The following is a 23,152-nucleotide window of genomic DNA, read 5'->3' as shown; positions in this document are numbered from 1 at the left end:
GAGCCACGAATTCCCCGAACCCGCGTGACCGACGCCGCCGCGATCGCGGACCTGTTGCGCAGCGCATGGGCGCAGTTGCGCGGCGGCCAGGTGCAACAGGCGCAGCTGCAACAGGCGCAGCTGCAATGCGAGCAGGTCGTGCAGCGCGATCCTGCGAACTTCGATGGCTGGCGCATGCTCGCGATGGCACGCCAGGCGCTGGGCGACGACGCCGGTGCCGGCCTCGCGCTCGAACGCGCACAGGCGTTGCGCCCCGACGATCCGGGCACGGCGTTCGATCGCGGCAGCTGGCTGTTGCAGCGGGGCGACGCCGGCGCGGCACGGCCATTGCTGGAACTGGCCACGCGGGCATTGCCGGCCATCGGCCGCGTCGCCTTCCGCCACGGCACCGCATGTTTCCTCGATAACGATTTCGCCGCCGCGGCCGCAAGTTTCCGGCGCGCGGTCGAACTCGAACCGCAGTGGAGCGAGGCCTGGAACAACCTCGCCGCGGCGCTGGGCCGGCTGCAGGATTACCCCGCGGCGATCGAGGCCGCGCGCAGCGCGTTGCGACTGCAGCCGCAGGTCGCGGCCTCGCACCAGGCCCTGGCGGCCCTGCTCTCCAATCTCTTCGATCCCGAATCCTTGCGCGAAGGCCTCGTCGCGGCCGAGCGCGCGCTGGAACTGGCGCCCGACCTGGCGGAGGCGCACCGCAATGCCGCCATCCTGCTGCGCAAACTGGGCGAACCGGTGCGCGCCGAAGTGCACGCGCGCCGCGCCTACGAACTGGCCCCGGGCGATCCGGACACCATCGAGACCCTGGGCGATCAACTGATGCTCAACGGTCGCGCCGAGATGGCCGCCGCGCTGTACGCGGCGGCGCGGCAGGCCGGGGTGGACACGCCCAGCGTGATCCGCCAGCACGGCATCGCGTTGCTGCGGCAGGGCCAGGCCGATGCCGCGCACGCGGCACTGGCTGAAGCGGTGGCGCGGCGCCCGGACGACCAGCGTGCGATCGCGCACCTGGGCCTGGCCCTTGCGAGCGCGGGCCAGATGGAGGCGGCCATCGATTTCGTCGGCCTGCAGCGGCACATCCATGCGATCGAACTGCCGGTGCCGGCGGGTTTCGCCAGCGCGGACGCATTCCATCAGGCATTGGCCGCCGACATCCGCCGGCACAGCCAGCAACGCTGGGAGCCCGCCGGCCTGGCCGCGCGCAACGCCTATCTCAGCGGCGACCTGCTGGCCGACGGCACGGCGGCCATCGTCGGGTTCGAGCAGCGCCTGCGCGAAGCCATCGACGCCTTCCTGCGCCGCTGCCGCGCGCAACGCGCAGCGGGCGCCAGCGACAGCTTCCTTGCCGGCATCCCGCAGGAGTACCGCATCCACGTGTGGGCAACGCAGGCGGCGCAGAGCGGTTTCATCGACACCCACATCCACGAGGACTCCTGGTTGTCGGGCGCGTACTACGTGGAACTGCCGCCGGCGATCGCCGCCGCCGACGCCACCCACGCCGGCTGGATCGAATTCGGCCGTCCCTTCGCGAGCCTGCCGCCGTGGCCCGAGCACGCGCTGCGGCACGTGATGCCGCAGGTCGGCACGCTGCTGCTGTTCCCGTCGTACCTGTTCCATCGCACCCTGCCGTATGCAGGCGAGGGCGAACGCATCAGCATCTCGTTCGACCTTGGCGCGGCCTGAGCCCGGCATGCCTGTGCACCAGGGCTGATCACTGACCATGGCTTTCGATGCTTTCGCGCTCGTGCTCGCCATGCTGGCGCTGGGCTACGCCTTCCAGCGCCTGCGCGTGCTGCCGGCCGACGCGGCGCGCACGCTGAACCTGGTCGTGCTGTACGTGTGCCTGCCGGCGGCGGTGCTGCGCTATGCGCCGCGCCTGCACCCGGAGCCGGCCCTGCTCGGCGTGATCGCGGTGCCGTGGTTGCTGCTGCTCGCCACCGTGCCGGCGGTGGCCGCGCTGTCGCGCTGGCTGGCCTTGCGCGACGAAGAGCGCGCGGTGCTGCTGCTGACCGTGGCGCTGGGCAACACCAGCTTCCTCGGCTATCCGCTCACGCGCGCGCTGATCGGCGAGCACGCCTTGCCGTACGCGGTGGTGTACGACCAGTTCGGCGCGTTCCTGATCCTGTCGACGTTCGGCCTGTGGGTGCTGGCACGCTACGGCGGCGACGCGCGGCCGACGGCGCGGGACATGCTGCTGCGGCTGGTGAAATTTCCACCACTGTGGGCCTTGCTGCTCGGCTTCACCTTGATGCCGGCGGCGCCAGCGCCCTGGATTGCCGGTGGCCTGCAACGCCTGTCCGATGCGCTGCTGCCGTTGGCGATGCTGACCATCGGCCTGTCGGTCCGGCTCACCCTGCCGCGCGAGGAGCTCAAGCCGCTCGCCGCGGGCCTGGGCTTGAAGCTGGCGTTGATGCCCGCGCTCGCCACCGTGCTGGTCCCGCTGCTCGGACTGCACGGCGACATGGCACGCACGACCGTGCTGGAGTCGGCGATGCCGTCGATGGTGACAGCCGGCGCGCTGGCCATCGCCCACAACCTCGCGCCACGCCTCGCCGCGGCGATGGTCGGCTACGGCGTGCTGCTGTCGCTGATCACGCTGCCGTTGTGGGCACAGTGGAACGGATGGGGCGTGGGTTGAAAGCCCGGGCCAAACCGGCGCCGCACCAGGGTTTCAGTCCGCCGGCACCGTGCGCCCGCGCGCCCATTCGCGCAGCGCCGTGACCTGCTCGGCCATCAGCACCGACAGCGGCCGCGCCTGCTTCAGTTCGGCGCGCAGGGCGAAATCCGACAACGGCGAACCGGTGGCGTGGGCGGCAAAGAGCGCGGACACGATTGCCTGTTCGATCTCTGCGCCGGAAAAGCCGTCGCTGGCCGCGGCGAGCGCGGGCAGATCGAACGTCGCCGCATCGAGCTTGCGCTTGCGCAAGTGCAGCGCGAACAGTTGCTCGCGCGTGGCCGCATCCGGCAGGTCGACGAAGAACACTTCATCGAAGCGGCCCTTGCGCAGCAGTTCCGGCGGCAGGGCATCGATCTGGTTGGCAGTGGCGACCAGGAACACCCGCGACCTGCGCTCGGCCATCCACGTCAGCAGATAGCCAAGCACGCGGCGCGACACGCCGCCGTCGCCGTTGCCGCCGTCGGTCGCCAGGCCCTTCTCGATCTCGTCGATCCACAGCACGCAGGGCTCCAGCTGCTCGGCCGAAGCCAACGCGTCACGCAGGTTCTTCTCGGTCTCGCCATGGAACTTGTCGTACAGCGTGCCGAAATCCAGCCGCACCAGCGGCACCCCGAAGCCGGCAGCGACCGCCTTGGCCAGCATCGACTTGCCGCAGCCCTGCACGCCCAGCAGCAGCACGCCGCGCGGCGGGTCCAGCGGGTTGCCGCCGCTGGTGGTAGGCGCGTCGCCACCGATGAACACGCTGCGACGCAGTTCGATCCAGCGTTTCAGCCGCCGCGCTCCGGCGACGTCGTCCATGCGCGCGCTGTCGAATTCGTAATGCAGGTGGCCGCTGCGGTTGAGCAGTTCGAACTTGAGCCGCGCCAGTTCCGGCAGGTCGCCGGCATTGAGCGCGCCGTCGTCGTGGATCAGCTGGCGCGCGATGCGGCGCACGTCGATCGGATCGAGGCCGCGCAGGTTGCGCACGATCTGCTGCACGGCTTCGCCATCGACTTCGACGCGACGGCCGCCGTTCTCGCGGGCATAACCCTCGGCCTCCTCGCGCACGATCTTCAGTCGCGCGCCGGCATCGGGCAGCTGCGGCGCGTAGCGCACCGCCAGCGTTTCCAGCTCCGGCGGCAACTCCACCTTGTGGCCGATAAGCACCAGCACGTGGGGCTGGCAGTCGCGGCGCTGGATCAGGTCGCGCAGCAGGCGCTGGGTGCTGGCGTAGCCGAGGTAGGGATGCAGGTCGAACATCAGGTAGATGCCGCGTTGCCCGGCATCGCGGATGGCCGCCAGCAGGGCCGACGCATCGGGGGCCACATCGGTCTCGTCCTCGCGGTCGAAATCGATGCGGCGCAGGCCTTCGGTGATCGACCAGCGGAACAGCGCGCGCCAGACCTGCATCAGTGCCTGCCGGAACAGCTCGACCACGCGGCCTTCGTCGCGGGTCTCGATCACGATCAGGGGAGTATTGGCGCGGATCAGCGCGACCAGGTCTTGCAGTTCGGACATCGGCCCAGCGCTTCCATGTGGCGGCCCGGAATGATAGCGGCGCGTGAAGCCCCGGCGCGCGGCGACGTGGCCCACGCAGCGTGAAGATCGCCATCACGTCAGCGGGAATACGTTTCGGCGATTCTTTACAGGACCTGCAACGTGCCGGCGTGAAAGTCGGCCGCGAGGGCCATCCGGAGGGGGAATGACGCATCCCGAATGGTTCCAGCGGGTCGCCCACGACCTGCGCGATCCGCTCTCGCCCATGCAGACCGCGGTGTACCTGCTGCGCAGCAGCGACATCAGCGAGGAGGAGCGCATCCGCATGCTGGAGCTGATCGAACGCCAGGGCGTGCGACTGTCCGGCATGATCGACGAACTCGGCGACTGCCTGCGCGCCGCGCGCGGCAGCCTGCTGGCACGCCGCACCGAAGTCGACCTGGGCGTGCTGGCCGCGCTCGGCATCGCCAGCGCCGACGCCGCGCCCCTGCGCTGCGAGGACGGCCCGATGCGCATGCTGGGCGACCACAGCCGCCTGCAGCAGCTGCTGCGCATCCTGCGCGAACTGAGCCTGTCGGCCGAGGAGGTCCCGCCGGCGCCGTTGTTCCTCGAGCGCGATGGCCGGCGGGCCCGCCTGCACCGGCGGCTGGCGTGCCCGGCGGATTTTCTCGACGAGCCCGCGCGCCTGCTCGACGGGCCCCTGCCTGCGGCACTGGGGCAGGGACTGGGCCTGCAGTTGCCGCTGGCGGCGGCCATCATCCGCGAGCACGACGGGCAGATCCGCGCCGAAGCCGAACCCGGCGGCCGCGTGGCGCTGGTCGCGGAACTGCCGCTGCTGGCCTGAACGCGCCCGCTCCTGCCGCGTGCCGATGGCCAGCCGCCGTTGTACGCTGGGGCCATCGCGCCGATGAGGGGGTTGGATGAAGACCGTTCTGGTGGCCAGTTCCAAGGGGGGCGCGGGCAAGACCACGATCGCCACCCACCTCGCCGCGCAATCGGCGCTCGACGGCCTGCGCACCGCGCTGGTCGACGCCGATCCGCAGGCTTCCTCGACGCGATGGGCGCAGAAGCGTGCCCTGGACGGCCGCGCCGGTCTCGACAGTGCGGTGCTGGCCGTCGACGGTACCCACCGCAAGGGCTGGCGCAAGCACGTCCCCGACGACACCCAGCGCGTGGTCGTCGACGGCGCCGCCGGGGCGATGGCCCACGACCTCGAGCCGTTCCTCGACACCGTCGACGCGGTGGTCGTACCCGTGGTGCCGTCGACTTTCGACATCGAGGCCACCGTGCCCTTCCTCGATTCGCTGGCCCGTCATCCGCGCGTGCGCAAGGGCACGCTGCGCGTTGCCCTGGTCGGCAACAAGCTCAAGCCGTGGACCAACGTCTCGCAGCAGGCGCTGGACCTGCTCGCGCAATGGCCCTATCCGCTGGTGGCGCAACTGCGCGACAGCCAGGGCTATGTCGTCACCACTGCGCTGGGCAAGACTCTGTTCGACTACCACTCCGCACAGGTGCGTGAGCACCAGGCCGACTGGCAGCCCCTGCTGCGGTGGCTGAAGAAGTAGCGGGCTGATTTTCGAGCCCATCCCCAGTTTCGAATTCCCGATCGCCACCACGGAACCCGGCCTGCCCATGCGCGAACTGATCCTGCTCCGCCACGCCCACGCTGACCCCGCTTCGCCCGGTCAGGCCGATCTCGATCGTCCGCTGTCGGCGGAGGGCCTCGCCGAAGCCGAGGCCGCGGGCCGCTGGCTGGCGGAAAACCGGCTGGTGCCCGACTGCGTGCTGTGCTCGCCGTCGCGGCGCACGCGCGAGACGCTGGAAGCCGTGCTCGGCGCGGTCGGCTATGTCGACCAGCGCATCGAGCCCTCCATCTACGAAGGCACGCCGGGCGCGCTGATCACGCTCGCCGACAGCCACGCCCACTCCGAACGCCTGATGATGGTCGGCCACAATCCCGGCTTCGAGCAGCTGGCCGCGCTGCTGCACAGTGGCCAGTCCGGCGACTACCGCGGCATGCCGCCGGGCGGCATCGCCGTACTGACGGTGCCTGCCGGTGCCGCGCTGGAGCCCGGGATCGCGCAGCTCAGCGCCTTCTGGTGGCCGTGAGCCACGGGCACGCGGCATGGGGTAGATGAGGTGGTGTGTAACGACTTCCGGCAATCACTGTTCGGCTTCCGGCAATCACTGTTCGCCATCTGCACGCTGCTCGCGCTCGCGCCGTTCGCGCCCGCCGCCGCGCAGGCGCTGGATGCCAGCCGCAGCCGGTTCGACTTCGAGCTGAGCCTGCGCTGGGGCCAGACCCTCAGCGGCCACTTTCCGCGCTACGAAGGCGAAGTGGTGGTGCTGCCCGATGGCCGCCACGAAGTGCGCATCCGCCTCGCCACCGCCAGTGTCGAGGTCGAGGGCTCGCCGCGTTACACCCGTTTCGCGCGCGGCGAGCGCTTCCTCGATGCCGCGCACCATCCGTGGGTGGAATTCCGCTCCGATCCCTACGCCGGCGAACTGGTGCGCAGCGGTGGCCCGCTCGACGGCACGCTGACGATGCACGGCGTCAGCCGGCGCGAGGCGTTCGTGCTCGCGCCCAGCGCCTGCGCGCGCCCGGCCTACGATTGCGACGTGCTCGTCCAGGGGCGCGTGCAGCGCACCAACTACGGCATCCAGACCTGGCGCTGGGCCCTGACCGACGACGTGAACTTCCGCCTACGCGTGCGCCTGCAGGATGTGGCCCCCAAAGACGCGGCCCCTTAGGGCATTGCCTCTAGAATCGCGCGCCATGAATCTGATGCATCGACTCCTCATCGCCGCGGGGACGCTCGCGCTCGCCGCCTGCGCCAGCCTCTCGCCGGCGCAGCGCGAGCACAGCGCCCGCATCGTCGCCGCGGCGCGGCCGACGGCGGTCGACTGCGCTGCGCTCAACAAGTGCGCACAGCCCTCGCCGCTGCGCGACCTCGCCACCCGCGCGCTGACCGAATCCACCAGCGAACAGCCGCGCCACTACGCCCTGATCATCGAGCGCGGTCCGGACGCGATGCTGGCGCGCATCAACCTGATCCGCGCCGCGACCACGCGCATCGACCTGCAGACCTACATCTTCGACGAGGACGACGCCGGCCAGCTCGTGCTCGATGAGCTGCTGGCCGCCGCGCGCCGCGGCGTGCAGGTACGCGTGCTGCTTGACCAGTTGTCCGCACTCAAGCGCGTGGAGACCCTGGCCGCGCTGGCCGGCGCGCACGCCAACCTCGAAGTGCGCATCTACAACCCAGTGCTGCACCGCGCGCGCATCAACTATCCCCAGTACGCCCTCGCCGCCGCGTGCTGCTGGCGCAAGCTCAACCAGCGCATGCATTCGAAGATGCTGCTGGTCGACAGCGCGGTGGGCATCTCCGGCGGGCGCAACTACCAGGACGACTATTACGACTGGAACGACCAGTTCAACTTCCGCGACCGCGACCTGCTCGTCGCCGGGCCGGCGGCAGCAACCATGGACGCCGCCTTCGTCACCTTCTGGAACGATCGCCGCAGCGTGCCCGTCGAGTACCTCACCGACGTGGGCAAGCGGCTGATCAAGGGCGGCGTGCCGACGCTGGCGCCGCCGGTGTTCGAGCGACCGGAGCGCGCCGCGGCGATGCGCCGCGACGCCGCCGACGCCGCCGTGGTCAGCGAACGGCTGGTGTCCGCCGCGATGCCGGTCGGCCAGGTGCATTACCTCTCCGACACGCCCTCCAAGCAACGCAGCGCGGGGCGCGAGCACGAATGGAGCTCGGACACGCTGCGCCAGCTGATCGAAACCGCGCACAGCGAGGTGATCCTGCAAACGCCGTACCTGGTGATGTCCAAGCCGGCGCAGGCGATGTTCCGGCGCATGCACGAGCGCGAGCGCAGCCAGCGTCCGCGCGTGACGGTGTCGACCAATTCGCTTGCCGCGACCGATGCCTTCATCGCTTACGCGCTGTCGTACAAGTACAAGCGCCGTTACCTGCGCGAATTCGGCTTCGACATCTACGAATACAAGCCGTTCCCGCTGGACTCACCGATCGACGTCGCCGCCACCGGCGCGGAACTGCCGGAACTGTCCGACGACGAGCAGGGCCCCAGCGAGGCCCTGGCGCTGCCGGGCCCGGGCTCGGGGTCGGCGCCGGAAACGTCATACACCCGCCGTGGCCGCGATAGCGACGCCAGCGACAGCCGCAGCGTCGTCTACCGCCCCTACCGCGCGCCGCTGTCGCGCGAGGACACCGCCAAGCGCTATGCGCGCCGCCGCATCAACGAACCGGTACCGCTGCGGCGCGCCGGTGTGCGCGTCGGCCTGCACGCCAAGTCGATCGTTATCGACGAACGCATCGGCGTGATCGGCACGCACAACTTCGATCCGCGCGGCGACAACTACAACACCGAAAGCGCGCTGGTGATCGAGGACCCCGCGTTCGCGCACGCGCTGGCCGAAAGCATCCGCCGCGATACGCGCCCGGAAAACGCCTGGGCGATCGCGGCGCGCGACAAGCCGTCGATGTTCTCCGGGCTGGAGTACTCGATCGGCAAGATGTCCGAAACCATGCCGATCTTCGACCTGTGGCCGATGCGCTACGCCACCAGCTACGAATTCGTCCCCGGACCCGACTGTCCAGGGCCGCTGCGGCGCAACGATCCGCGCTTCCGCGCCTGTTACAAACCGGTCGGCGACTTCCCCGAGGTCGATGTCGGGCTGAAGTCGCTGAGCACGCGCATGTTCACCGCGTTCGGCGCGGGCCTGGCGCCGATCCTGTAAGGGGCGTTTCCCGGCTGCGCCTGGAAACCCCGCCACGCGCTGCCACACCCCCATTCGCGCCTTCGGCGCGAATCGCCCCCTGACTCAGGGGGCCGGACCGGCGCGGTTACGAGCCGCCGTGCAGGTAATCGAGTGTCACCTGCAGCATCGCGCGCAGGCCGAGGTCGAGCGCGGATTCGTCCATGTTGAACTGCGGTGAGTGGTTGCCCGGCGCGGTGGCCGGATCGATGCCCTTGGCGGTTGCGCCGACGAAGAAATACATCGACGGCACTTCCCTGGCGAAGTAGGCGTAATCCTCGGCGCCCATCTGCAGCGGCGGCTCGACCACGTTGTCCTTGCCGGCGACCGCTTCCAGGCTCGGGCGCATGCGCGCGGTGAGCTCGGGATCGTTCATGGTGACCGGGTTGCCCTTGGCGTCGGGCACCTTCGCTTCCACGGTTGCGCCATGGGCCGCGCCCACATGCTCGGCGACATTCTTGAGGTCGGCGAAGATCTTCTCGCGCATGCCCAGGTCGAAGGTACGGATCGTGCCGGTCATCTCGACGTCGTCGGGAATGATGTTGAAGCGGATGCCGCCATGGATCGTGCCGAAGGTGACCACCGCCGGCAGCTTCGCCAGGTCGGTGCGACGGCTGACGATGGTCTGCGCGGTGCCGACCATGTCGGCGGCGGCGACGATCGGATCGATGCCGCCCCACGGCCGCGAGCCGTGCGTCTGCCGGCCGTGCACCTTGATCGTGAAGCGGTCGGACGCCGCCAGCATCGGTCCCTGGCGCACACCGATCTGCCCGGCCTGCAAGGTGGAGAACACGTGCAGGCCGAAGATCGCGTCCGGCTTGAAGGTCTTGAACACGCCTTCCTCGAGCATCATCGGGGCACCGCCGTTCTCGCCCGGCGGCACGCCTTCCTCCGCCGGCTGGAAGATCAGCATCACCTGCCCGGGCAGGTCCTTGCGCATCGCCACCAGTGCGTCGGCGACGCCGAGCAGGATGCTGGTGTGGCCGTCGTGGCCGCAGGCGTGCATCACGCCGGTGCTCTGGCCGTTGAACGTCGCCGTCGCCTTCGAGGCGAAGGGCAGGCCGGTCTGTTCGGTAACGGGCAACGCATCCATGTCGGCGCGCAGCGCCACCTTCGGTCCCGGCTTGCCACCTTCGATGATCGCGACCACGCCGTGGTGCGCGATGCCGGTCTGCGGCTTCAAGCCGAGCGCGCGCAGGTGTTCGGCGACCTTGGCGGCAGTGCGCTGTTCCTGGTTGGACAGTTCCGGGTTCTGGTGGAAGTCGCGCCGCCAGGCGACGACCCTGGCCTGCTCGGCCCGCGCCGCCGCGGCGACTTCCGGCCGCTGCGTGGCCTGTGCATGGACGGTGAGCGCGCAGAGCGCGAAAGGCAGGATCGCAAGGCGACGCATGGATCACTCCGGAACGGAAAGCGCCGATGCTACCGCCAAAGCGCGCGCTAGCCCGTGCGCGATCTGGCCGCATGCGCGGGGGCGCTTCGCATGCAGGGCTGGTCAACCTTGGTCCTGCCGATTCGGCGCCAACACCCAGGTTACCCAAATCGCAACCAGGTGTTCGTCAATCGAGAACGCCACTTGGGACAACTGAAGTCACCCTTGCATGGGGCGCACGATCAATCCCCTGATGCGATACGCCACCGTCAGTGGCCTGCTGCCGGCATTGACCGCCTCAAGAAACCATTGCATGGAGCACGCGATGAATCCCCTGATGCGATACGCAACCGTCAGTGGCCTGCTGCTGGCATTGACCGCCTGCCATCCCCTCGACAGTTCCCCGCAGACCATGAGCAAAAAATACCATCCCCTGTCGGACTACACGCTGGAACTCCGGCACAACCCGCAACCCACGCAGGCCTACAAGATCAGCCTGATGCTGATCAATCCGCCCGGACCGTTCGCGTACATCCGGGGCGTGGCGCAGTACGACGTGATGAACACCGAGTGCCTGCCGCCTCCGGACAGCAATCCCTGGGGAGTCACCTCGAAGCTCGGCACCGATGAGCCCATCGTGCTGACGCAGGTCTCGGCCAATGGGTACGAAGGCGTCATCCATGCCGACCTGATGCGCGATGAGGACTACATCGGGCGCGGCGTGTGCCATTGGCAACTTACCGAGGTGCGTGTGCGGCTGCGAGCCACGGGCGCGGAGAGCGAGACCCGATTCGTCCCCAGCCTTGCTGCGGAGTCCGTTCTGGCAGAGCGGTCGCAAGCGTTCTATTTCTGGAAGGGGCTCTATCCGCGAGCCCGCATGGATAACTTCGCCGACTATGGCGAGACGGATGTTGGTGAGTTCAAGCCCGAAGTACGGGGTGACCTCTTCGGCATGATCCTGACGGCGAAGAAGGTGCAGCCATGAGCCTCACCTCGCAGCAGTACGCCGGCCTGGCAAAAGATGCCTACACGGATTATCCGGTGGGCATTCGTCCGCCGGACGATGACAAGGGGGTGCCGATCGAAGGCATCACCTACAAAATCTACGAGCACGTCGACAACCCGCGCACGGGCTACCAGGGCACGATCTACGAGCGCGTGGACACCGGCGACCTCGTGGTCGCGCATCGCGGCACGGAACAGATGCTCCAGGACGGGGCGTTGGCCGATGGCCGCATGGTGCTGGCCCGCGCCAACCTGCAAGCCGCAGACGCCATCGCGTTGACCCGGCGGGCGGTGGAACGTGCGGCAACTATCGGTGACTTCAAGGGTCGAGCCCACGAGGTCACCGTCACCGGCCACTCGCTGGGCGGCTGCCTGGCGCAGATCACCGCGCATTACTTCAACCTCAAGGGCGAGACCTTCAACGCCTATGGGGCCGTCGGCCTGGAGCATCTGCGCATTCCCGAAGGTGGAAATGCGGTCATCAACCACGTCATGGCGGCCGATCCGGTGAGCGCGGCCGGTGCGCACTACGGGCAGGTGCGGGTGTATGCCACACCGCAGCAGATCATCACGCTGTCCCGCAACGGCTACGAGAACGACCGCGACTTTCTGTTCAATGAGCGCGCCGTGGTGCTGGCGGCCGGTGCCTCGGTCGGGTACCACTCGATAAGCAACTTCCTCAATGAGGATCATCATCGCTCGGTGCTGGCCGACCCGCATGCGCGGCAGCTGGCGCAGCAGTTCGACCCGATGATCGACCGCTACCGTGGCGACGTGGCGCTGACGCGCGGCGTTATCACGCTCTCGGCCCGCGGCCCCGCGGGATGGGTGCAGGACGGCTACGACTCGCTGCGCGGCCCGCTGGCGCCCGGTGCGCCGGCCGCACATGACGCGCACGACGCCGCGCAGCGGGCATTTGCAGAAGTCCTGGCGCGCCAGGACCGGGCCATGCGGCAGGGCATGCAGCATCACGAGCCCATCCGCTCCGGCCTCCCGCTACCGGACTACCTGACCCCGGACGGGCTGCATGCGCCGCTACGCGAGCCGGTGCGCGCCCCGCTGCAGCCCTTCAGCGATGCACGGCATCCGCAGCACGCGCTGTACGAGGACGTGCGCGAACGCCTCGCGGACCAGGGCCATCACTTCCCGGAAGACCGCCTGACCCAGATCACCGCCGCGCTGCACAACACTGGCACCAAGGCCGGCTGGGACGGACCGATCAAGGTCAAGAACGATCAGGTGATTGCGCTGGACTATTGGAACTACGCCAGCTCGGGGGTGACCGTGCGACTGGATCAGCCGGCCCCGTCGATTCAAGCCTCGATGGAAGGGGTACAGATCAAGGACCAGCTCAAGGCGGAGCGGCACGAGGCGTTTGTGCAGCAACAACAACAGCAGCAAGCGCGCGGCCACGGTCGAAGCATGTAGCCCTCGCCCCGACGGTGGCCGCCACGCGCTGACCGCCTCATGACGGATGGCGCCGGCACCGGCGGCACCCGTACTTAGACAGCGCCCGCCATGGCGTGCGAACCTGCACCCGAACCCATGCAGGCCTTGCCGATGAACGACGCAACCCGTCCCACGCCTCCCGCGCCGTTGCAGGGCGATGCCGCATTGCTGCGCGCGGTCGGTTCGTTCGCGTTGACCGCGGCGGTGATCAACGTGATCGTCGGCGGCGGCATCTTCCGCATGCCGTCGGCGCTGGCGACGCAGATGGGCGCGGCCGCGCCGCTGGCGCTGGTGGCGGGCGCGCTGGCCATCATCCCGATCGCGTTGTGCTTTGCCGCGGTCGGCAGCCGCGTGCAGGTCACGGGTGGGCCGTACAGCTATCTCAGCGCGACGTTCGGGCCGTTCGCCGGTTTCGTCGGCGGCGCGCTGATGTGGATCAGCAATTTCACCTCGAGCGCGGGCGTCGCTGCCGCGTTGTCAGTGCAGGTCGCCAGCCTGGTGCCCGCGTTCGCGCCGCCGCTGCCACGCGCCATGCTGCTCACGTTCGTGTACGGATCGCTGTTCGCACTGAATGCCTTCGGCGTGAAGCTGGGTGCGCGCGCGATCACCACGCTGGCGGCGTTGAAGCTGGCGCCGCTGTTCGCGCTCGCGCTGCTCGGCGTGTTCTTCGTCGACTGGAGCCAGGTGAGCTTCGCGATCGGCGACGTGCCATCGTGGGGCGCGCTGGGTGCATCGATGGTGCTGGTGATGTTCGCGTATTCCGGCATGGAAACCGCACTGGTGCCGTCGGGCGAGCTCAACAATCCCGCCCGCGACGTGCCGCGCGCGACCATGGTGGCGATCCTGCTGGTGGTACTGCTCTACCTCGCGCTGCAGATCGTCGGCCAGGGCCTGCTCGGCGCGGGACTGGCAAAGAGCGGCGTGCCGGTGGCCGATACAGCCGGTGCGCTGTGGGGTCCCGGCCGCGTACTGCTGCTGATCACCGCCTGCATCTCGATGACCGGCTTCCTGATGGGCAACCTGTTCGGCACCGCGCGCCTGGTGTTCGCACTCGGCCGCGACGGCTACCTGCCGCGCGTGTTTGGCACGGTCAGCCCGGCGCACCGCGTGCCGCTGTGGGCATTGGTCGTGCACGCCCTGCTGGCCTGGGCACTGGCGATCGCCGGCAACTTCGACGCGTTGGCGCTGATCTCCGGCGGCGCGATCTGCCTCGTCTACGGGCTGGTCAGCCTGTCCGCCTGGCGGGCGCAGTCGCTCGACCTGCGCGAGCGCGGCGACCAGCCATTCGTGCTGCCCGGTGGCGCGTTGATCCCGGCGCTGGCGATCGCGGCGATGGTCGCGATCGTCACCACGTTGACCCGCAAGGAATGGCTGGCGATCGGCATCGCGCTGGCGGTGCTGGTGGTCACCTACACCTTGCTGCACGCGCGTCGTCAGCGGCGCTGACGGGAGGCACAGGCGCGCGTCGGATCAGGACGCCGTCAGGCTTCGTCGGCCGGCTTTGCCACCGGCACCAGCAGGTTCGCGTCGCGCGCCAGTTTCCAGCGCCCGTCCTCCCTGCGCAGGATCGTCAGCGTGTGCCCGGCGCGCGTTACCGTGTCGCCTTCGCGTGGCGTCGCGATCACGGTCAGGTGCGAGCGCATGAAGGCCCAGTCACCGTGCACCTGGATCTCCTCGATCTCGCTGCGCCCGTCGAACTGCAGGCTCGCTGCGGATTGAGTCTGCGCGGCCTGCGCGAAGTCCGCCTTGCCGAACGGCGGGCGGCCCGGCACCAGGAACACCGCGTCGTCGGTCATCAGTTCGAGCACGGCCCGGGTGTCGCCGGCCTTCGTCGCCGCCATCCATGCAGTGACCAGTTGGCGAATCGCATCTTCATCGCTGCGCATGCGGGTGGCTCCGGTGGGCGACGCGAACATTGTGGCGCCTGCCAGGCGCCGCGACCAGTGGGTTAGACGAGTCATCCCGAAACAGATTGACCGCTGATTCCACGGCGATCTCGTGCTTTTAGCACTGCGTTGCCCACACGCGAACACGATGTTCGCAAAGTGCGTCTAGCTAGGACGAAAACATGTTGTTACATCGGTTGCCAACATTTCTGGCTACCGCCGCGGATCGATGTCCATGCACATCACTATTCAGGGCGCCACCCTCAGCCTCAATCAACAGATGGGTGAGGCCAATCTGGCCGCCCGCGTGTGCGTGTCACGGCTCGGACTGGTGCGACTCGGGGAGACGGGCTTCTCCATATGGGTTCAGCTCCGCGGCGTTTCGTGGATAACGACCCTGGAAGGGCGGCTGAAGCTGAGCCGCGGCGAGTGGATCGCTTTTGAAAAGGACTCCAGGCCGTCGGTGCAGAGCAGCCATGACGGAATATGCCTGGGCCTGGTGTTGAGTGAAAACGTCATGTCCAGTTTGACGCGATCCACAGGCTGCATCATTTGTGCGGGTCGTGGAAGCATGACGCGCCGCGAGCAGCTCAGGACGCTACGGCTCTGGCGATGCATTCGTGATGACAGGCTGGCTTCCGAAGTCAGTGAAACGCATCAAATCCAGCTGCATATGGCCGAGGTACAGCGGGAATTGAAGCAGAGCCTCTGCAGATGCCCCGGCTACTCGTTGACTCACAGGCGCAGGGTATTCAATCGTTTTCAGCGCGCGCGCCTCTATCTCGAGGGGAATGCCGAAAGAATCGTGCGGATGGGAGAGCTCGCCGGGCTGGCGAATATCTCCGCCTGGCATTTCTCGAAAGTGTTCCAGCAGATCTATGGCGAGAGTCCACAGTCCGTAGGCGCGCGAATTCGCATCCAGAGCGCCGCCATTCGACTGATATCAACGTCCGAAACCGTAAGTGAAATCTCTGCTGGCTGCGGATTCGATAGTCCGTGCAGCTTCGCGCGGGCCTTTCGTTCCCACTATGGAGTCTCTGCGACGCAATGCCGAAAGACAGGAGCTTTGCCAAATTTAGTAAAGAAGACTCCTTGAAAAAGCCAACGTAGAAGGTGTGCTCCCCGGGTAAGTTTTCAGTGCCTTAACACCGAAATAACTTTGGGAGTGCATCTGCAATGTCCAGTCGCCATGCCGGAACGCGTCGTCGGAATACCTTGTCTGCTTGTGTCGGCTTGGCGCTGATACCGGCCATTGCCAGCGCGCAAGACCCGAGTGCTCAGGACCCGAGCAAGGTTACTTCGCTCGAACGCATAGAAGTGACCGGATCGCGAATCAAGCGAGCGGACATAGAGACATCACAGCCTGTCTTCCAGCTGAGTCGAAGCGATATCGAAGCCCAGGGCCTGACTTCCGTCGGTGATGTGATCCAGAACCTCACCGCAAACGGATCGACGCTCAATTCCACCTTCAACAATGGTGGCAATGGTGAAACGCGCGTCAGTCTGCGCAATCTTGGTTCCAACCGCACCCTGGTTCTGGTCAAATGGCAGGCGTTGGGTCGGCGGCACGGGACTCGGCGGCGCGGTTGACCTCAACACGATCCCTACGGCGGCCGTCGAGCGCATCGAAGTGCTCAAGGATGGCGCGTCGACCATCTATGGCTCTGATGCGATCGCCGGCGTCGTCAACGTGATTCTGCGCCAGGATTTCGACGGCGCGGAAGCGAATGCCTATATCGGCTCGTACACCAAGGGCGATGGCTCCCGCCAATCCTACGACGTAACCATCGGATCGAGCTCCGATCGTTGGAATGCCATGCTTGGCGTCGCGTACGTCAAGGAAGATCCCGTCAAGGCAGGCGACCGCGAGATTTCCGCAGTGCCGCTATTCGGCGCGATCAACCGTTTCCGTTACAGCTCGACGACCCCGGATGGCCGCTTCCGTTTCGCCGGAAAGGGCGCCGGGACCGATTTCACCGCAGATGGCAAAGGCGGCTTCCGCCCTTACGTCGGCGCGAACGACAGCTACAACTTCGCTCCTGACAACTACCTCGTGACCCCGCAGGAACGCGCATCGATCTTCGCAAGCGGTGGCTTGAATATCGCCGACGACCTGCGCTTCAAGATCACCACGCAGTACAACAACCGCAAGTCGGAACAGTTGCTCGCCGCAATGCCCGTGACCTTCGGCAGGGCGGCGCCGGGCACCAATGCGGCCAATATCCTCATCAGCAAGAACAGCATCTATAACCCGACGGGCAAGGATGTCGACTACGGCGCGCGGCGCGTAACCGAGACAGGTGGCCGCTCGTTCAACCAGAACGTGACGACGTCGGTCTTCAATCCTTCTTTTGAAGGCACCCTGACCTTCGCCGACAAGCCCTTCGACTGGGAAGCCGGCTATCTGTACGGCGTCAACACAGCCAACAACACCACTTATGGCCTGTTCTCGGTGCCGGCGCTGCGCAATGCCTTGGGGCCGTCGTATCGCGATGCGGCTGGCAACGCCCACTGCGGCACTGTAGCCGCGCCCATTGACGGCTGCGTGCCGATGAACTTCCTCGGCGGCGAAGGCACTATTAGCCGCGAAATGCTGGACTACGCGACTTTCACGGCGCACGACGAGTTCCAGTACAAGCTGAAGACCTACTACGCCGATATCAGTGGCGAGCTTTTTGACATCGGCAATGCCGGAGCGTTCGCCTTCTCGTTCGGACTCGAGCATCGCACGGAGTCGGGCTACGACTCCCCGGACGCGCTGATCAACAGCGGCGACACCACCGGCAATGCGCGTACCGCCACGCGCGGCGGTTACTCCCTCGATGAGGCCTATCTCGAGCTGGCCATCCCGGTTCTGGCGGATGTGCCGGGTGCGAAGCTCCTCGACTTCTCGGTCGCTACCCGGTATTCCGATTACAGCAACTTTGGCGACACGTTGAACAGCAAGTTCGGTTTTCGCTGGAAGCCGTTCGATGACCTGATGATCCGTGGCAACTGGTCCCAGGGATTCCGCGCGCCTTCTGTCGCCGAAATGTTCTCCGGCATTGCCGATTCGTTCCCGACGATCGCCGATCCGTGCGCTGGCTTTTTCCAGGGCGCCCCCAATCCGAGCCGCCCTGCCTCGTGCGCCGGAATCCCCGCTTACGATCAACCCAACGCGCAAGTCCGGATATCGACGGGCGGCAATCCGAATTTGCAGCCCGAGACGTCGACCTCCACCACCTTTGGCTTCGTCTACAGCCCGAGTTGGGCACAGGGACTCGATATCTCCCTGGATTGGTGGAAGATCAATCTGGACGACGCCATTCTCACCGTTACCGGCCAGACCGTGCTGGACCATTGCTATCGCGCGGGAGATGCCGCCTCGTGCGCCTTGATCAGCCGAACCTCGTCAGGGGAAATCAGCGACTTGCTGGCTGGGCCGCTGAACATCGGCAAGTTCGTGTCCGAAGGCTACGACATCACGGTCGGCTACAGATTGCCCGAGACCGCGTGGGGCAAGTTCTCCTTCACTTGGGACACGAGCTACCTGTCAAAATTTACCCAGGACCTGGACGGCGACGGCGTGGTCACCGACGACGAAGGTGGTAATCAGGCAGGCGAGTACTCCCAGAGCAGCAACAACTGGCGCATCCGTTCGAACCTGGCCACGCGATGGGAGCGGGGCGACTGGGGTGCGACCTGGAACGCCCGCTACTACTCCAGGCAGGAAGAAGATTGCTCGGCCATTCCGGCGGTCCAGCAGCCGTTGGTTTGCAATGCTGCTGCGGGCGCGCGCCCGCAGAACAAGATTGGTGCGCGCGTCTACAACGATGCCAGCGTGTACTGGAATGCCCCTTGGAACGCCAAGGTGACCCTGGGCGTGAACAACATCCTGGATCAGGACCCGCCCAGCTTCGTGAATGCGTTCGCGAACTCGTTCGATCCGCAGTACGAGATTCCCGGACGCTTTGTCTACATGCAGTACAAGCAGGTGTTCTGACCCGGCTCAATGGTCACGACAATACGGCCCCTTCGGGGGCCGTATTCGTTTGGAGGGCGAATTGTCCGGCGCTCTCTTCGTCAGTCAGCGCTATATCGGTGGCGTCCCGGACTTCTTCCAGGCGAGACAACTTCAGCCGCGGTGCTCCAGCGCCAGGTACTCCGCCGACTGCATTTCGATCAGGCGCGAGGTCGTGCGTTCGAAGGCATGGGCGAGTTTGCTGCCGATGTACAGCTCGTCCGGTGCCGTTGCGGCGGTGCAGACGAAATTGACGTGGCGGTCGTACAGCTCGTCGATCAGGTGGACGAAGCGGCGCGCCGGATCATTGCGGGTGTCGTCGAACTGCGGGATGCCGCCGAGCAGCACGGTGTGGTGCTCGGTGGCGATCTCGATGTAGTCGCTGGTCGCACGCGGGCCTTCGCACAACGCGGCGAAGTCGAACCAGGCGTGACCCTCGCAGGTGGCACGGACGGGGATCTCGCGACCATCGATCTCCATCATGCCGGCCGAATTGACGCACGGATCCTGCGGCAGTCCGGCGGTGAGTTCGCCCCAACGCAGCGCCAGCCACGCGTCCGACTGTGCATCGAGCGGCGCGTGGTACACCGGCGACTTCGTCAACGCGCGCAGGCGATAGTCGTTGGGGCTGTCGAGCAGCAGTTCGACCGTGTGCGCCTGCAACTGCGCAATCGCTGGCAGGAAGCGTTCGCGCTGCAGGCCGTGCGCGTACAGGTTCGCCGGCGCGGTGTTCGAACTGGTCACCAGCGCCACGCCTTCGGCGAACAGGCGTTCGAGCAGGCGCCCGAGCAGCATCGCGTCGCCGATGTCGTTGACGAAGAACTCGTCCAGCACCAGCACGCGCAGGTTGCGCCGCCATTCGCTGGCGATCTTCGCCAGCGGATCGCTTTCGCCGGCATGCTCGCGCAACGCGGCATGCACTTCGCGCATGAAGCGATGGAAATGGGTGCGGCGCTTCTCGGCGATCGGCAGGCCGTCGAAGAACAGGTCGATCAGGAAGGTCTTGCCGCGGCCGACGCCGCCCCACAGGTACAGGCCGCGCGGCGTTTCCGGCTTCTTGCCGAACAACGAATCCAGCATCCCGCGCTTCACCGGCTGCACGAGCAGGGCATGCAGGCGATCGAGTTCGCGCAATGCGGCGTACTGCGCCGGATCGTCGCTCCAGGCGCCGCGCGCGACACCCTCGGCGTAGCGGCGGGAAGGCAACAGGACGGAGTCAGTCACCGGCGGAGATCCTGCCGGACACAAAGCCGTGGCATCGGTTCAATCCGCGATCGGGTTGGGCAGGTACGGCCGCACACCCGCCTTGATCGCGCCGCGCAGGTCCATCAGGCGGCGGTGGAAGAAGTGGCTGGTGTCGGGCATGCGCACCAGTTCCGGCGGGTTGGGCAGGTCCTTGAGCGAATCCAGCCAGTCGTAGACGGCCTGCGGATCGACGACTTCGTCGGCATCGCCCTGGATCACCAGCCACGGACAATCCGGCGGCGTGATCGCGGCGAAGTCCCAGCTGCGGCCGGCGGCCGGCGGGGCGATCGACACCAGCATGCCCGGCTGCAGTTCGGCGGCGCACCTGATCGTGACGAAGGCGCCAAAGCTGAAACCGGCCAGCCACAGCTGCGCGTCGGGGCGCCGCTCGCGCACCCAGCGCGCGACGAAGCGCAGGTCGTCGGATTCGCCCTCGCCATGGTCGAAGTGGCCGTGCGAGGCACCGGTGCCGCGGAAGTTGAAGCGCACCGTGGCGATGCCGCACTCGCGCAGCGCCCGCGCGGCCATCGTCACCACCTTGTTGTGCATGGTCCCGCCCTCGGTGGGCAGCGGGTGGCAGACGATGGCGACGATCGGCTGTGCCGGGCCTTCGGGCAGGTCGACGGCGGCCTCGAGGTCGCCGACGGGTCCGGGCAGGGTCAATGCCGCCGATTCGGCGGGGAACGTGGGTGCGCTCATACGCGCATTCTACGGCGCGCCTGAATCGACAGGTCTGGCGCGCAGAAACGACAACGCCGCCCGGAGGCGGCGTTGCGGAAGCGAGCGCGCGATGCGGCTTACTTGAGGTTGCCAACCATCCAGTCGACGGTGGCCTTGACCTGCTCGTCGGTGAGGGACGGGTTGCCGCCCTTGGCGGGCATCACGCCGGCGCCGCCGGTGAAGCCTTCGATGGCGTGCTTGTACAGCGTGTCCTTGCCCTGGGCGACGCGCGGACCCCAGTGGGCCTGGTCGAGGGTCGGTGCACCGCCGGCGCCGGAGGTGTGGCAGCCGGTGCACAGCTGGCCAAAGATCACCGAGCCGTCGGTGGTGCCGCCGTAGGCGACCTGCGAGGCGGCCTGCGCGGCCGCGGCGGCCACGGCCGCCGCTTGGGCAGCGGCGCCGGTGGTGCCGGCATAGACCGCGCCCGCCGGGGCGATGCGGTCCTGGGTCTTCTTCAGCGCGACCGGATTGACCTCCACAGGCAGGTGCTGGTGCACGTAGTAGGCGCCCGCGATCAGGCCGAGGGTGACCAGCATCAGGAAGCCGATCACCATGGAGAATTTCTTGAGGAATTCGAGGTCGTAATTACGCACGAGGGGCTGTTCCTGGGGCTTGTTCCCGGCCACGGAGCGGGCTGCGCCCGACCGGTCAAAGAGCGCGAATTATTCCAGAAGCGGGAGGCGGGCGCGAGTTTCCGCCGCCGAGGCGGCAGGAACGGGGTCGCGCTCAGGCCTCGAAGCCGCCCGGGGCGACCGCTGCGTCGCCGGCCACGTCGCGCCACAGGTGGTACATGACCCCGAACATGACCACGTACAGCGCCAGCACGAACAGCATGTAGAGCGGCAGGAATACCACCAGCGCCAGCAGCGGATTGAGCAGGCCGAGTACGCCGGCGACCAGCAGCAACACCACCCCGGCCGCCATCAGCAGGGCCAGTGCCACCAGCGCCATCAGCAGCAGCGGCAGCAGATTGCGCGCCGCGCCGGCCAGGCCCTCCATTACCGCGGTCCCGATACCGTGGCCGCGCAGCGCGACCTGGCCCAGGCCGACCGCGAACACGGCCGCCACGAACAGCGCGAACAGTCCGGCCAGGCTGAAGAGTCCGCCCAGGCCCTCCGGCGGCGGTGGCATTTCCGGAGGCTTGCCGGGCGTGGCGTGCTGGAGGATCTCGGCCAAGCCCAGGTACCAGTCCTGCAGGTTCTGCATCGCGTGCCCGAACACCGCGACCAGCAGCGACAGCGCGCCCAGCTGGATCAACAGCATGACGAAGCTGAAACCGATCATCCGCTGCGCGTCGTGCGAGTTGCGGAACGGTGCGAGCACATCGGCGGCGTGCGCGGGCTGGCCGCGTTCGCTGGCATCGATCACGCGCAGGTACCCGCCCATCAGCGGCCCCAGCAGGACCACCGCGAGCACGGTGGTCAGCGCCGCGATTACCGTGGCGCCGCCCGGTCCCGGCCGCAGCACGAGGTGGGCGAACGCCTGCAGGAAGCCCGGCACCAGCGCCGCCACCATCAACAACGCCGCGCCGCCAAAGATCGCCCGGGGATTGTTGCGCCCGGAGTTGAGGCCGCGTTTGAGCCAGGTGAGGCCGGCGAGCGGGCCGTTGGCGCGAGTAGTCATTACCGATGCATCTCCAGGGGGAAGGGCGCAGCCGCGAGATGGGGCCGCGCGCGGATAAGTCCAGTGCTCAGCGTGGCAGGGTGCGCGCGTGGCGCACGAAACGGCGCAGCACCAGCCGCGCATGCGGCGTCGCGCTGACGCCACGCGCCACCTGCTTGTGGCAGCGGCCCTCGTGGGCGAGCGCCTCCTCGCGGGCGCGCACGTAGCCGCGCATGTGGGTGGCGGAAAACTCGGGGTGGAACTGCACACCCCAGGCGCGATCGCCCCAGCGGAACGCGTGGCAGGCGTCGTGCGCCGACTTCGCCAGCACCGTCGCGCCCTCCGGCGCGCGCAGCACGCTCTGCAGATGCGTGGCCTGCGCGGGGAACTGCGCAGGCAGGCCCGCGAACAGCGGATCGTGTTCGGCCTGCGGATGCAGTTCGAGCGCGACCGTGCCCATCTCGCGTCCGGCCGGGTGGTAGTCGACTTCGCCGCCGAGCGCATGCGCGATCAGCTGGTGGCCGTAGCAGATGCCGAACAGCGGCAGGCCGTCGTGCGCGGCGTCGCGCAGCCACTGCGCGGAGCGTTCGCTCCAGTCGGCGCGGTCGGTGACCATCGCGCCCGAGCCCGTCACGATCGCGCCGGCGAAACCCTCGCGCGACGGCAACGCCTCGCCGGCTTCGACGTTCACTACCACCGCTTCGTCGCGCTCGAGTCCGGCGGCGACGCGGATCCAGTGCGGGAAGCCGCGATGGCGGCGCATGGAAGCGACCGGCTGGCCGGTCTCGAGGATCAGGAAGGGGTGAGGATGCCGCGTCAAGCCGATGCCCTGTCGGCATCGGCTGCGGATCCGAACGCCGGGCCATGGATGGCCGGGCCGGACGATCCGAAGCCGATGCGGTTGCGCCATGGACGGCACTGCAATGTCATTGGAACACCGTCA

General features: G+C 67.7%; 19 protein-coding genes and 1 pseudogene. 12 read left to right on the top strand and 8 right to left on the bottom strand.

Going from position 1 to position 23,152, the window contains the following annotated elements; translation table 11 throughout:
* The first annotated feature begins 24 nt into the window (after nt 1-24).
* Both ACYVGE_RS12105 and ACYVGE_RS12100 read left to right on the top strand, forming a co-directional pair.
* Complete coding sequence (locus tag ACYVGE_RS12105; protein WP_460730205.1) at nt 25-1,677, top strand: putative 2OG-Fe(II) oxygenase; 1,653 nt, start codon at nt 25-27, stop codon at nt 1,675-1,677.
* A 37-nt stretch (nt 1,678-1,714) separates the two neighbouring features.
* Entirely contained in the window at nt 1,715-2,632 is a 918-nt protein-coding gene (locus ACYVGE_RS12100) for an AEC family transporter (RefSeq protein ID WP_460730203.1), read from the top strand.
* Between the two features lie 33 nt (nt 2,633-2,665).
* On the opposite strand, the gene ACYVGE_RS12095 is transcribed toward ACYVGE_RS12100, so the two are convergent.
* Complete coding sequence (locus ACYVGE_RS12095; protein ID WP_460730201.1) at nt 2,666-4,168, bottom strand: AAA family ATPase; 1,503 nt, start codon at nt 4,166-4,168, stop codon at nt 2,666-2,668.
* A 184-nt stretch (nt 4,169-4,352) separates the two neighbouring features.
* Here ACYVGE_RS12095 and ACYVGE_RS12090 point away from each other — a divergent pair, with 184 nt between their 5' ends.
* The 5 genes from ACYVGE_RS12090 (at nt 4,353) to ACYVGE_RS12070 (ending at nt 8,915) form a co-directional block, all read left to right on the top strand.
* Complete coding sequence (locus tag ACYVGE_RS12090; RefSeq protein ID WP_460730199.1) at nt 4,353-4,991, top strand: histidine kinase dimerization/phospho-acceptor domain-containing protein; 639 nt, start codon at nt 4,353-4,355, stop codon at nt 4,989-4,991.
* Nucleotides 4,992-5,067: 76 nt separating this feature from the next.
* Nucleotides 5,068-5,712, top strand: coding sequence for a nucleotide-binding protein (locus tag ACYVGE_RS12085; RefSeq protein ID WP_460730197.1), 645 nt, complete (start codon nt 5,068-5,070; stop codon nt 5,710-5,712).
* Nucleotides 5,713-5,779: 67 nt separating this feature from the next.
* Nucleotides 5,780-6,256 carry a SixA phosphatase family protein gene (locus ACYVGE_RS12080; protein ID WP_460730195.1) on the top strand — a complete coding sequence of 159 codons (477 nt, stop codon included), beginning with the start codon at nt 5,780-5,782 and terminating at the stop codon, nt 6,254-6,256.
* 33 nt (nt 6,257-6,289) lie between these two features.
* Nucleotides 6,290-6,898, top strand: a complete 609-nt coding sequence (locus ACYVGE_RS12075) for a YceI family protein (protein ID WP_460730193.1) — start codon at nt 6,290-6,292, stop codon at nt 6,896-6,898.
* A gap of 25 nt (nt 6,899-6,923) precedes the next feature.
* Nucleotides 6,924-8,915, top strand: a complete 1,992-nt coding sequence (locus ACYVGE_RS12070) for a phospholipase D family protein (RefSeq protein WP_460730191.1) — start codon at nt 6,924-6,926, stop codon at nt 8,913-8,915.
* 106 nt (nt 8,916-9,021) lie between these two features.
* Here the strand turns inward: ACYVGE_RS12070 and ACYVGE_RS12065 are convergent, their stop codons facing one another.
* Nucleotides 9,022-10,323 carry an amidohydrolase gene (locus ACYVGE_RS12065; protein WP_460730189.1) on the bottom strand — a complete coding sequence of 434 codons (1,302 nt, stop codon included), beginning with the start codon at nt 10,321-10,323 and terminating at the stop codon, nt 9,022-9,024.
* A gap of 232 nt (nt 10,324-10,555) precedes the next feature.
* Between ACYVGE_RS12065 and ACYVGE_RS12060 the strand changes: the two genes are divergently transcribed.
* The 3 genes from ACYVGE_RS12060 to ACYVGE_RS12050 all read left to right on the top strand — a co-directional run bounded on the left by ACYVGE_RS12060 (nt 10,556) and on the right by ACYVGE_RS12050 (nt 14,202).
* Nucleotides 10,556-11,287 carry a hypothetical protein gene (locus ACYVGE_RS12060; RefSeq protein ID WP_460730187.1) on the top strand — a complete coding sequence of 244 codons (732 nt, stop codon included), beginning with the start codon at nt 10,556-10,558 and terminating at the stop codon, nt 11,285-11,287.
* Nucleotides 11,284-12,735: a lipase family protein gene (locus ACYVGE_RS12055; RefSeq protein WP_460730185.1), complete on the top strand. Its 1,452-nt coding sequence runs from the start codon at nt 11,284-11,286 to the stop codon at nt 12,733-12,735. The genes ACYVGE_RS12060 and ACYVGE_RS12055 overlap by 4 nt, the downstream gene beginning before the upstream one ends.
* Nucleotides 12,736-12,867: 132 nt before the next feature.
* Nucleotides 12,868-14,202: an APC family permease gene (locus ACYVGE_RS12050; RefSeq protein WP_460730183.1), complete on the top strand. Its 1,335-nt coding sequence runs from the start codon at nt 12,868-12,870 to the stop codon at nt 14,200-14,202.
* A 35-nt stretch (nt 14,203-14,237) separates the two neighbouring features.
* On the opposite strand, the gene ACYVGE_RS12045 is transcribed toward ACYVGE_RS12050, so the two are convergent.
* Nucleotides 14,238-14,642: a YybH family protein gene (locus tag ACYVGE_RS12045; protein ID WP_460730181.1), complete on the bottom strand. Its 405-nt coding sequence runs from the start codon at nt 14,640-14,642 to the stop codon at nt 14,238-14,240.
* A gap of 235 nt (nt 14,643-14,877) precedes the next feature.
* On the opposite strand from ACYVGE_RS12045, the gene ACYVGE_RS12040 reads away from it, so the two are divergent.
* Nucleotides 14,878-15,738 carry a helix-turn-helix transcriptional regulator gene (locus ACYVGE_RS12040; protein ID WP_460730179.1) on the top strand — a complete coding sequence of 287 codons (861 nt, stop codon included), beginning with the start codon at nt 14,878-14,880 and terminating at the stop codon, nt 15,736-15,738.
* A gap of 80 nt (nt 15,739-15,818) precedes the next feature.
* Nucleotides 15,819-18,624 (top strand): annotated as a pseudogene (locus ACYVGE_RS12035) (TonB-dependent receptor).
* Nucleotides 18,625-18,756: 132 nt separating this feature from the next.
* Here ACYVGE_RS12035 and zapE read toward each other — a convergent pair.
* From zapE to ACYVGE_RS12010, 5 genes are all read right to left on the bottom strand, one after another.
* Nucleotides 18,757-19,851, bottom strand: coding sequence for a cell division protein ZapE (gene zapE, locus ACYVGE_RS12030; protein WP_460730575.1), 1,095 nt, complete (start codon nt 19,849-19,851; stop codon nt 18,757-18,759).
* Between the two features lie 54 nt (nt 19,852-19,905).
* Complete coding sequence (locus ACYVGE_RS12025) at nt 19,906-20,586, bottom strand: alpha/beta hydrolase (protein WP_460730177.1); 681 nt, start codon at nt 20,584-20,586, stop codon at nt 19,906-19,908.
* 98 nt (nt 20,587-20,684) lie between these two features.
* Nucleotides 20,685-21,200 carry a c-type cytochrome gene (locus ACYVGE_RS12020; RefSeq protein ID WP_460730175.1) on the bottom strand — a complete coding sequence of 172 codons (516 nt, stop codon included), beginning with the start codon at nt 21,198-21,200 and terminating at the stop codon, nt 20,685-20,687.
* A gap of 133 nt (nt 21,201-21,333) precedes the next feature.
* On the bottom strand, nt 21,334-22,230 hold the full coding sequence (locus ACYVGE_RS12015) for a hypothetical protein (RefSeq protein ID WP_460730173.1): 897 nt from the start codon (nt 22,228-22,230) through the stop codon (nt 21,334-21,336).
* Between the two features lie 67 nt (nt 22,231-22,297).
* Nucleotides 22,298-23,029 carry a glutamine amidotransferase gene (locus ACYVGE_RS12010; protein ID WP_460730171.1) on the bottom strand — a complete coding sequence of 244 codons (732 nt, stop codon included), beginning with the start codon at nt 23,027-23,029 and terminating at the stop codon, nt 22,298-22,300.
* Nucleotides 23,030-23,152 lie beyond the last annotated feature (123 nt).

It is taken from the genome of Lysobacter rhizosphaerae (genome assembly GCF_054779795.1).
This window is presented reverse-complemented; position numbering and strand designations above follow the sequence as displayed.

What these genes read in the sequence shown, in the direction of transcription:
- ACYVGE_RS12080 (WP_460730195.1), top strand. Translation starts at nt 5,780, where the DNA reads ATGCGCGAACTGATCCTGCTCCGCCACGCCCACGCTGACCCCGCTTCG.
- ACYVGE_RS12070 (WP_460730191.1), top strand. Translation starts at nt 6,924, where the DNA reads ATGAATCTGATGCATCGACTCCTCATCGCCGCGGGGACGCTCGCGCTC.
- ACYVGE_RS12040 (WP_460730179.1), top strand. Translation starts at nt 14,878, where the DNA reads ATGCACATCACTATTCAGGGCGCCACCCTCAGCCTCAATCAACAGATG.
- ACYVGE_RS12085 (WP_460730197.1), top strand. Translation starts at nt 5,068, where the DNA reads ATGAAGACCGTTCTGGTGGCCAGTTCCAAGGGGGGCGCGGGCAAGACC.
- ACYVGE_RS12100 (WP_460730203.1), top strand. Translation starts at nt 1,715, where the DNA reads ATGGCTTTCGATGCTTTCGCGCTCGTGCTCGCCATGCTGGCGCTGGGC.
- ACYVGE_RS12060 (WP_460730187.1), top strand. Translation starts at nt 10,556, where the DNA reads ATGCGATACGCCACCGTCAGTGGCCTGCTGCCGGCATTGACCGCCTCA.
- ACYVGE_RS12095 (WP_460730201.1), bottom strand. Translation starts at nt 4,168, where the DNA reads ATGTCCGAACTGCAAGACCTGGTCGCGCTGATCCGCGCCAATACTCCC.
- ACYVGE_RS12090 (WP_460730199.1), top strand. Translation starts at nt 4,353, where the DNA reads ATGACGCATCCCGAATGGTTCCAGCGGGTCGCCCACGACCTGCGCGAT.
- ACYVGE_RS12015 (WP_460730173.1), bottom strand. Translation starts at nt 22,230, where the DNA reads ATGACTACTCGCGCCAACGGCCCGCTCGCCGGCCTCACCTGGCTCAAA.
- ACYVGE_RS12055 (WP_460730185.1), top strand. Translation starts at nt 11,284, where the DNA reads ATGAGCCTCACCTCGCAGCAGTACGCCGGCCTGGCAAAAGATGCCTAC.
- ACYVGE_RS12050 (WP_460730183.1), top strand. Translation starts at nt 12,868, where the DNA reads ATGAACGACGCAACCCGTCCCACGCCTCCCGCGCCGTTGCAGGGCGAT.
- ACYVGE_RS12045 (WP_460730181.1), bottom strand. Translation starts at nt 14,642, where the DNA reads ATGCGCAGCGATGAAGATGCGATTCGCCAACTGGTCACTGCATGGATG.
- ACYVGE_RS12025 (WP_460730177.1), bottom strand. Translation starts at nt 20,586, where the DNA reads ATGAGCGCACCCACGTTCCCCGCCGAATCGGCGGCATTGACCCTGCCC.
- ACYVGE_RS12065 (WP_460730189.1), bottom strand. Translation starts at nt 10,323, where the DNA reads ATGCGTCGCCTTGCGATCCTGCCTTTCGCGCTCTGCGCGCTCACCGTC.